Annotated in this window: 7 protein-coding genes; 3 read left to right on the forward strand and 4 right to left on the reverse strand. The window is 63.3% G+C overall.

Features of this window, described 5'->3' with window-relative positions; translation table 11 throughout:
- Positions 1–842: 842 nt before the first annotated feature.
- The 3 genes from GXB81_RS30130 (at position 843) to GXB81_RS30140 (ending at position 3149) form a co-directional block, all read left to right on the forward strand.
- The gene (locus GXB81_RS30130) at positions 843–2087 is read left to right on the forward strand and encodes a ribonucleotide-diphosphate reductase subunit beta (RefSeq protein WP_167048762.1); all 1245 of its coding nucleotides are present in this window, start codon (positions 843–845) and stop codon (positions 2085–2087) included.
- An 85-nt stretch (positions 2088–2172) separates the two neighbouring features.
- A complete protein-coding gene (locus GXB81_RS30135) occupies positions 2173–2490 on the forward strand; it encodes a hypothetical protein (protein WP_167048764.1) in 318 nt (105 codons plus the stop codon).
- A gap of 29 nt (positions 2491–2519) precedes the next feature.
- Positions 2520–3149, forward strand: a complete 630-nt coding sequence (locus GXB81_RS30140; protein WP_205991123.1) for a histone H1-like repetitive region-containing protein — start codon at positions 2520–2522, stop codon at positions 3147–3149.
- A 331-nt stretch (positions 3150–3480) separates the two neighbouring features.
- Here the strand turns inward: GXB81_RS30140 and GXB81_RS30145 are convergent, their stop codons facing one another.
- The 4 genes from GXB81_RS30145 to GXB81_RS30160 all read right to left on the reverse strand — a co-directional run.
- Positions 3481–3957, reverse strand: coding sequence for a glycine zipper 2TM domain-containing protein (locus tag GXB81_RS30145; RefSeq protein ID WP_167048766.1), 477 nt, complete (start codon positions 3955–3957; stop codon positions 3481–3483).
- A 25-nt stretch (positions 3958–3982) separates the two neighbouring features.
- On the reverse strand, positions 3983–4921 hold the full coding sequence (locus tag GXB81_RS30150; protein ID WP_167048768.1) for a carbohydrate kinase family protein: 939 nt from the start codon (positions 4919–4921) through the stop codon (positions 3983–3985).
- A gap of 96 nt (positions 4922–5017) precedes the next feature.
- The gene (gene tpx, locus GXB81_RS30155) at positions 5018–5518 is read right to left on the reverse strand and encodes a thiol peroxidase (protein WP_167048770.1); all 501 of its coding nucleotides are present in this window, start codon (positions 5516–5518) and stop codon (positions 5018–5020) included.
- 69 nt (positions 5519–5587) lie between these two features.
- Positions 5588–6191 (reverse strand): DUF3426 domain-containing protein (locus tag GXB81_RS30160; protein WP_205991122.1); only part of this gene is annotated, 604 nt, incomplete at its 5' end.

Here is a 6191-nt window from a genome sequence, read left to right on the forward strand (position 1 = left end):
GGCGTGAGCGGCGGTGCGGCGGGTGGCGCAGCGGGTGGCTTCCAGGCTGCGGCTTCGTCGGCGGCATCGGCAGCGGTCGAAGCAGTTGCTTCGGCACCCGAAGCAGAGGGTCCGGTGTGCATGATGCGTCCGGGCGACCCTGGCTTCGACGAGTGCGAGGCTTGCCAGTAAGCGGACGGCAGGCAGCGGGAGCGCTGCTTGCTCAATGCGAGCGAGGTCGTAGGTGATGACCCGCATGCGGCGAGCAGCGTACCGCGCGCAGATGAAGTAGCAGCAGGCCGATGAGCGGCGAGCAGGATCGAAGTCTCACTGCTCATCGATAGCAGCACCGAAGTGAGCAAGGCAGTCGGCAGAGTGGTCGGCAACAGCAGACGAAGTGCACGACAGTGCGCGTAACACGGTGTCCGGCGAACGCCTCGCTCGACGAGGCGAGCAAGGAAGCGAGCAACGTCGGCAGCCGCACGCATCGCTCGACACCACATCGAGCTTCACTCGCCAGCGCCGACGCAAGACGGCCAACACAGCTCACCGCCGACGCTCGCGATGAGCGGCTCGCGCGGCATCGATCGATCAACGGATGCCGCGAACGCACTGCGCAATACAGATAGATAGAGCAGCGAAACGTCGTGACGAAACGTTGCTCTTCGAGTTCGCGAAGTACCTCGACAACGCATGTTCAGCACGCATTCGATACGCCTCACTCGACGCATCGCACGCAGCATGTCGAACAAAGTGTTGTATGAACGTAGCAACGCGAATCGAAAACAGGAATTTTCATGAACGAACTCTTTTATCGCTCGTGAAAAGATGGTACAAACCGTTCTAAATTGATGGTGACATTTATGCTCAACTGGGATGACGAGATCACTGCCGTAACTCCCTCGAGCGCGACGCAACCGAACGTGTTGCGCAACGCTGCGGGATCGGCTGTCGGTTCGCAAGTCGGAACGCGTTCCGCTCTTCATGCTCCCTCGGCTCAAGAAGTTTTCGCGAACGACCTCGCCGTCGCTCCCGTTACTCATGCCGCCAATCCGGTTCCTAACGTTGCCGCTGCTGCCGCTACTTCCGAAGCGCGCGTCAATGTTGCCGACAAGCGCATCATCAACGGCCAGACCGACGTCAATCAGCTGGTGCCGTTCAAGTACAAGTGGGCCTGGGAAAAGTATCTGGCCGGCTGTGCCAACCACTGGATGCCGCAGGAAGTGAACATGTCGCGCGACATCGCCTTGTGGAAAGACCCGAACGGTCTGACCGAAGACGAGCGCCGCATCGTCAAGCGCAACCTGGGCTTCTTCGTGACGGCCGACTCGCTCGCCGCCAACAACATCGTGCTGGGCACCTACCGCCACATCACGGCGCCCGAATGCCGCCAGTTCCTGCTGCGCCAGGCGTTCGAAGAGGCGATCCACACGCACGCTTACCAGTACATCGTCGAGTCGCTCGGTCTCGACGAGGGCGAAATCTTCAACGCGTATCACGAGGTCTCGTCGATCCGCGAGAAAGACGAATTCCTGATTCCGTACATCCATGTGCTGACCGACCCGGCCTTCAAGACCGGTACGCTCGAAGCAGACCAGACGCTGCTGCGCTCGCTGATCGTGTTCGCCTGTGTGATGGAAGGCCTGTTCTTCTACGTCGGCTTTACGCAGATCCTGGCGCTCGGCCGCCAGAACAAGATGACCGGCGCGGCGGAGCAGTACCAGTACATCCTGCGCGACGAGTCGATGCACTGCAATTTCGGTATCGACCTGATCAACCAGATCAAACTCGAAAACCCGCATCTCTGGACCGCTGAGTTCCGCGCGGAAATCCGCGAGATTTTCCAGCAGGCCGTCGAGCTCGAATATCGCTACGCCGAAGATACGATGCCGCGCGGGGTGCTCGGCCTCAATGCGTCGATGTTCAAGAGCTATCTGCGCTTCATCTGCAACCGCCGTTGCCAGCAGATCGGTCTCGATCCGCTGTACCCGAACGAGGAAAACCCGTTCCCGTGGATGAGCGAGATGATCGACCTGAAGAAGGAACGCAATTTCTTCGAGACGCGAGTGATCGAATATCAAACCGGCGGTGCGCTGACCTGGGAATAAGCCGGGTTCGCATAGCTGATGTATTCATTGATGGGGATGCCGCGGCTCGTGTCGCGGCAACCTGGGTTAGGAGCAGAACGGCCTGATGCAAAGCGTGCCCGGTGCCTTGACGGCCCACAAACATGACAGGCACTTTGCGGACCCTTCAGTGGGATGGGCAAACTTCCCCCCGGAAAAAGCCGCTGGCGTGAGCGCCGGCGGCCCGATCAAGCAATTGCCGGCGTCGCCTTGCGATGCCGACCATATCTGGCGCGCGGTGCCTCGGGGCACGGCGCGCCTTACCGCATTCATTAGCGTAAGCGCGCAGCATCTGCGTACGCCGATGAATAGCCCGCTTCGTAGCGCGCGCCCTGAGAAGCGTCCGCGGGAAGCGGGTTTTGACGAAGGGTGTAGTTTGAACTGACCTCATCTGAAAACCTGAAGGAGAAAATGATGGCAACTGCAAAGAAAGCCGCGGCCAAGAAACCCGCAGCGAAGAAAGCCGCAGCCAAGAAGGCAGCTCCGGCCAAGAAGGCAGCACCGGCTAAGAAAGTCGCTGCCAAGAAGGTCGCAGTGAAGAAGGTTGCGGCGAAGAAGGCAGCGCCGGCCAAGAAGGCGGCAGCAAAGAAAGTCGCGGTGAAGAAGGTTGCGGCGAAGAAGGCAGCGCCGGCCAAGAAGGCGGCAGCGAAGAAAGTTGCGGTGAAGAAGGTCGCAGCGAAGAAGGCAGCACCGGCGAAGAAAGCCGCGGTGAAGAAGGTTGCCGCGAAGAAGGCGCCGGCTAAGAAGGCTGCTGCGAAGAAGGCAGCACCGGCCAAGAAGGCTGCGGCGAAGAAGACCGCTGCCAAGAAAGCCGCGCCTGCGAAAAAGGCTGCCGCGAAGAAAGCTGCACCTGCCAAGAAGGCTGCCGCGAAGAAGGCCGCTGCGCCCGCGAAGAAGGCTGCTCCTGCGAAGAAGGCCGTCGCCAAGAAGGCTGCGCCTGCTCCCGCTGCGCCTGCTGTCTCGAGCGCAGCACCGGCGTCGACGGTGAAGACCGCGCTGAACCCGGCAGCGGCATGGCCGTTCCCGACGGGCAGCCGTCCGTAAGCAGCAGAGGCAATTCGACACATCGCATCATGATGTGTCCGATGACCGGGTCGCGCTCGAGTGTTGAGCGAACCCGGTCAATGTCCCGTTACCGGTTTCCGGTGACGGGATTTTTTTTGCGCCGTGCTGGGGTTCAGTGATGGCGTGTGCTGACGGTAGCGGCGGTAGATAGGCGCACACAGGCGCACACAGGCGCACGTAGTGCAGTGCACGTATGCAAAATCCGCGGGCGAAAAAAACACGCACGGACCCGTGAGGGTGCATGCGTGCGAGGGTCGTCGTGGCGGCGCGCAAGTCAGGCGCCGCGGGTCGCCGCGAGGGGCGGGTGGTATCAGTGCGTGACGCGCGTGACGCCGCCGCTCGACAGCAGCCGCACACGGTCGCCGGCGCGGAAGATTTCGCCGGTCGAGGTTTGCGTGATCGCGCGGATGTCGCCGTTGTCGAGCCGCACGGTGATTTCGAGGCCGTCGCGCATCGCGACGTTGTTCTCGATCGCATTGCCGGCCACCGCACCACCAATGCCGCCGACGATGCCGGTGGCGACCGAGCCGCGTCCGCCGCCGAACGCGCTGCCGGCGAGGGCGCCGAGCGCCGCGCCGCCCAGTGCGCCGACGCCGCTCGGCTGACCGTTGTTGGAACTGATGCGTACCGCGCGCACGCTATCGACCGTGCCGAAGCGAACCGTCTGTTCGCGCTGCGCCTGCGAGGCGGTGAAAACGTCTGGAGAACTACTGTTGACCGCGCAGCCCGACATGGCCAGCGAACCGGCGATCAAGGTGGCGACGACCAGGCGACTCGTTGTTCCCATTACCAAACTCCCATAGCTCGCGGTGTCAGGGCAGCTCGTATCCGAATGCCTGCTTGAACCGCTCGTTGATTTCCGCCCGGGTGGGCGCGTAGTTTTGCGGGCCCTGCTGTTCGATCTTCAATGCGCCCAGCAGACTGGCGAGACGTCCCGTGGTGGCCCAGCCCAGACCCTTCTCGATACCGTACAGCAAGCCGCCGCGAAATGCATCGCCGCAACCGGTGGGATCGAGCACTTGCTTTGCCTCGACCGCCGGAATCTCTTCGATGCCGCCGCCGTGATAGATCTGCGCACCCTTTTCGCCGAGCGTGACGATCAGTGCGTCGACCTTGCTGGCGATCTCTTCGATCGACCAGCCGGTCTTGTTGCTCACGAGCCGGGCTTCGTAATCGTTGACCGCGACATAGGTGGCAAGTTCAATCATGCGCCGCAGCGTCTCGCCGTCGAAGAGCGGCAAGCCCTGGCCCGGATCGAAGATGAACGGCACGCCTTTGGCGGCCAGTTGCTCGGAGTGCTGGACCATGCCGTCGTAGCCGTCCGGCGCCACGATGCCGAGCGTGATGCCTTCTGCTTCGTCGGCGCGGTTGCGATGCGACTGCATCATCGCGCCCGGATGGAACGCGGTGATCTGGTTGTTCTCGAGGTCGGTCGTGATCATCGCCTGCGCCGAATAGGTGTCGGGCACGACGAGCACGTTCTCGGTCGACAGGCCGAGCTGCGCGAGCCGGTCCAGATAGAGCTGCGCGTCGACCGCGCCGATCGCGCCCATGATGCGTGCGTCGCCGCCGAGCAGATTCAGCGCATAGGCGATGTTGCCCGCGCAGCCGCCGAACTCGCGGCGCATGGTCGGCACGAGAAAGCTCACGTTGAGGATGTGAACCTGCTCCGGCAGGATGTGCTCCCGAAAGCGGCCTTCGAAGGTCATGATGTTGTCGTAGGCGAGCGAGCCGCAGATGAGCGTAGCCAAGGCGAGCGTTCCTGTGAAAAAACGGTGAAAAAGAGGGGCGCCGATGCGACAGCGCCGCGCGGGAAGGCGCGGCGCCGGGCTCGTGCGCGAACGGTTTTACTTCAGCGCGGCGAGTGCTGCGTCGTAGTTCGGCTCGTTCTTGATTTCGCCGACCAGCTCCGCGTGCACGACCTTGTCGTGCTCGTCGATCACGACGACGGCACGTGCCGTCAGGCCGGTCAGCGGGCCGCTCGTCACGTCGACGCCGTACGCCTGCGCGAATTCATGGCCGCGGAACGTCGAAGCCGTCACGACGTTTTCGATGCCTTCGGTCGTGCAGAAGCGCGACGCCGCGAACGGCAGATCGCCTGACACGACGATCACGGCGGTGTTGCTGAGCTTCGCGGCGGCTTCGTTGAACTTGCGGGTCGACGTCGCGCAGGTCGGCGTGTCGAGGCTCGGGACGATGTTGAGCACCTTGCGCTTGCCGGCGAAATCGGCGAGCGACAGCGGCTTCAGGTCGCGGCCGACCAGCGAGAACGCGGCGGCCTGCTGGCCCACCGACGGGAACGTGCCGCTTACTTCGATCGGGTTGCCACCCAGCGTGACTTGACTCATGTTGTGCTCCGAAATTGCGTCAGTAATGACAATGGAACGCCCGCTTCTCAGCGGGCGCGTGAAGGTGCGTTACGGATAAAAAATCTGTACGCGGAAATTGGACGCCACCGCATTGCCGGTGTCGAGATGCACGATCATCGTCTGCGTCGCATGCGCGGGCAGGCCGTCCGCGATCACGGTGCCGGGCGGCACGTAGTCCTGCGGCCACAGCACGCGCCGCACGGCGACGTTGTTCTGCTCGTCGAGCAGCGTGAGTTCGATCGCCGGGTAGGCGAGCGCGATGTTCATGCGGTTGTGCAACGGCATCTTCAGTTCGAGCTTGTGCGGGCCGTCGATCTGCCGCAGATCGGACGGCTCGACGAGCAGCCCCTCGATGTCGTGCGGCGGGCTGACCTGGCAGCCGAGGTGCGCACACACCTTCGCGTAGAGGCTCTGCGAGCGCGGCACGTTGACCATCACGGCTTCGCGCTGCCACCACGCGAGTTGCGCAAGCAGCGCGATGACGAGCAGCGTCACGACGACCGCGCCGGCCACGAGCCAGCCGATACGCTTGCTCTCGGCGGGGCGGGTCTCGCGCATGACCGGGAACGGATCGGCGCCGCTGTTGACGGGGTTGACCGAGAACGGCTCGCCGCTGGACGCGGCGGGACCGCGGGGCGGACGGGGGCCGCCT

It is taken from the genome of Paraburkholderia sp. Ac-20336 (genome assembly GCF_017105025.1).
Classification (GTDB): domain Bacteria; phylum Pseudomonadota; class Gammaproteobacteria; order Burkholderiales; family Burkholderiaceae; genus Paraburkholderia.

What these genes read in the sequence shown, in the direction of transcription:
- GXB81_RS30130 (WP_167048762.1), top strand. Translation starts at nt 843, where the DNA reads ATGCTCAACTGGGATGACGAGATCACTGCCGTAACTCCCTCGAGCGCG.
- GXB81_RS30135 (WP_167048764.1), top strand. Translation starts at nt 2,173, where the DNA reads ATGCAAAGCGTGCCCGGTGCCTTGACGGCCCACAAACATGACAGGCAC.
- GXB81_RS30140 (WP_205991123.1), top strand. Translation starts at nt 2,520, where the DNA reads ATGGCAACTGCAAAGAAAGCCGCGGCCAAGAAACCCGCAGCGAAGAAA.
- GXB81_RS30145 (WP_167048766.1), bottom strand. Translation starts at nt 3,957, where the DNA reads ATGGGAACAACGAGTCGCCTGGTCGTCGCCACCTTGATCGCCGGTTCG.
- tpx (WP_167048770.1), bottom strand. Translation starts at nt 5,518, where the DNA reads ATGAGTCAAGTCACGCTGGGTGGCAACCCGATCGAAGTAAGCGGCACG.